The sequence below is a fragment of the Pseudoalteromonas sp. HM-SA03 genome, from assembly GCF_002289345.1.
In the GTDB taxonomy this organism is placed as follows: domain Bacteria; phylum Pseudomonadota; class Gammaproteobacteria; order Enterobacterales; family Alteromonadaceae; genus Pseudoalteromonas.
Genome location: NZ_NSDG01000091.1, coordinates 1 through 2,280, shown reverse-complemented (window position 1 = coordinate 2,280; position 2,280 = coordinate 1). Strand labels below are relative to the sequence as shown.

Here is a 2,280-nt window from a genome sequence, read left to right as displayed (position 1 = left end):
AAAATAGTGAACACACTTCAGAAAAATAGTTTCTTTAATCGATTTTTTAGCGAGCATAGCTTTAAAGGTGGAGTGAATAGAGAGCGGTGTGGGCTAGCGTTTTATAAAAAGTTTTACGATCCTAAGAGTGAAGTTTTCTTCAAATTAAAGTCTAGATATTTATATAAAGCAAAGGATGGTGATATTCTTTTCTTTTTACTTTGTATACCAGGAGGCGTATCTTTTTATTTTTGGTTTATCCTTGTTCTTAATTCACTTGTTGCACTATTTTCGGAGGAAGATTTTACGTGGTATATTGTCTATCTAATTCCCATATATTCTTTGTTCATGGTTAACTTGTTGGGGCTGTTCTATGACCGAATGCCTATTAGGGGCGCTTATTTTGACCGCATAGAGCAAAAAGTAAGTTTTACATGGAAAATAGGAAATGCTGAAGAGCTTGATGAATTTGGCAATCCAACATTTGATTGGGATGATATAGAGTGCATAATTAAAAATGAGCTAGGTGCCTTAGGTTTGATGAAAGCGTTTATTGAAATCAGGCATAAAGATGTAGAAAGTTACCCAAATGCGAAATTGACATTATCAGTTAATGGAGATACATCAAACCCAGTACGATGCTTTTTGGAATGGGAGTCGATTGTTAGGCATATGCAGCAAGATAAACCTTTACCTGATACACCGGAATACGAGCTGTATCGAGAACTGGATCCAATCACTAAGTCTTTTGATGAAAGCAATGGTCGGCCAAAAGGCTTTTGGACACAATTCAGCCTTGAACAACAAAGAGAAATTGAAGAGCAAATATTTCAGGAAGCTATAAAATTTGACTGGTCTGAGGGCAAAGTTCAACCAGAAATTACAAAACCGTGGGAAGTATGGACCCCTGATCCCACACGGCCACCTAAGCCAAGAGGTATGTTTACTATGATAATGTTACAGCTAGTACTTTGCTATCCGGAATAGGGTTTATAGTTATAACTGGCTTCAGACTTGATGCCAATGACTGCCAAATTAATCGTATGGATTTATGGTAGGAATTAATCATAATAAGTGGTTCTTTGTCGACTAAAAAAGTTAAGGACATTAAGGGATTAAAAATACAAGGAGAGTTATGCTCGATNTCTTTTCATTACAATTATTACTTGACTATCAACAACTTTGGATTTTATAAAAAAAGAGCTGGAATTTGCTTTACANGCAGATATGATAACTGGTGTTTGTGGTAAGCGATTTAATAAGCCGCATCGTTTTAAAACCTGCACTAGCGGTAACTCGCTTGTTAGAGTGGTACTATTAAGCCCTTTTCTTATCTCATTAACATGTATGATTATATTTGTAGGTACAATGCTCGTCGCTCTCTTTTCGGGAGAGCTTCAAGCTTACCATTTGCAGCTAATAGCGCTACTAATGGTGATAAATTTAGTATTGGTTAATCTAACTCCTTACCTGTCAACCTTCGTTGGAGAAAAATGCGTTTATTTTGATAGAGAAAAACAAAAAGTATCGTTTACTTTTGATATACCTCATTGTACTGAGCGAGATGAGTTTGGGCATTGTTGCTTTGATTACTCAGATATAAACGTACGTTATCAACGCGTTTATACCAATGAATATGGTGCAACGACTTATGCGCCAATCATTAGCCATAAAAATGGACAGAAGNTTCCCTAAAGCCAAAATTACCGCCATCGTAAATGAAAATGGAAGANGTGCCGATAGAGTGCCTTATGTTATTTGAAGATATCCGCCGCTTTATGGATAAAAGTAAACCACTCCCTGAATCGCCAGAATACGAGGGGTTTAGGCATCTAGACCCAGTTACAGTGGAGCATGATAAAGCGATAGGAAGGCCTGCGAACTATTGGAGCGAGATGTCACTCGAACAACAATTTAAGGTAGCAAATAAGATATATGAACCAATCTATGAGCTTAACGAAGAGTTTCCTAAAAAGCCACTTCCGGAAATGAAAGAGCCGTGGAAGCACTGGAAACCAGATGGCAAAAAAGGAGAAGGAAAAGGGTTGAAGCATGAGATCCTACTAATCGCCATGCAATTATTTACGGCAAAACCGATGTAAAAGTGGCTCGATATTCGTATGAGAACTACACGTTATAATGGTTTTTTCGAAGAGTACAATATATTGCACTTTATGGGGGAGAGAAAAAAAGGGTTGGCTTTATTTGACAGTGAAACGGATGGAGAGGATTTTCAAACGATCCAGCGGGAAATGTGGCGATTTCACTTAGTGTTAGATGAAGGGGGGTTTAAACGGTTTT

Annotated in this window: 3 protein-coding genes; all 3 read left to right on the top strand. The window is 37.5% G+C overall.

The window, feature by feature from the left end; genetic code table 11:
* Positions 1-966, top strand: a 966-nt coding sequence (locus tag CKO50_RS18450) for a hypothetical protein (RefSeq protein ID WP_255230421.1), incomplete at its 5' end; no start/stop codon positions are given.
* A 764-nt stretch (positions 967-1,730) separates the two neighbouring features.
* Positions 1,731-2,081, top strand: a complete 351-nt coding sequence (locus CKO50_RS18440) for a hypothetical protein (RefSeq protein ID WP_141240164.1) — start codon at positions 1,731-1,733, stop codon at positions 2,079-2,081.
* Positions 2,082-2,099: 18 nt separating this feature from the next.
* Positions 2,100-2,280, top strand: a 181-nt coding sequence (locus CKO50_RS24275; RefSeq protein ID WP_217989661.1) for a hypothetical protein, incomplete at its 3' end; no start/stop codon positions are given.

Excerpts from the sequence above, each read along its gene's own strand:
- CKO50_RS18440 (WP_141240164.1), top strand. The coding sequence starts at position 1,731 with ATGTTATTTGAAGATATCCGCCGCTTTATGGATAAAAGTAAACCACTC.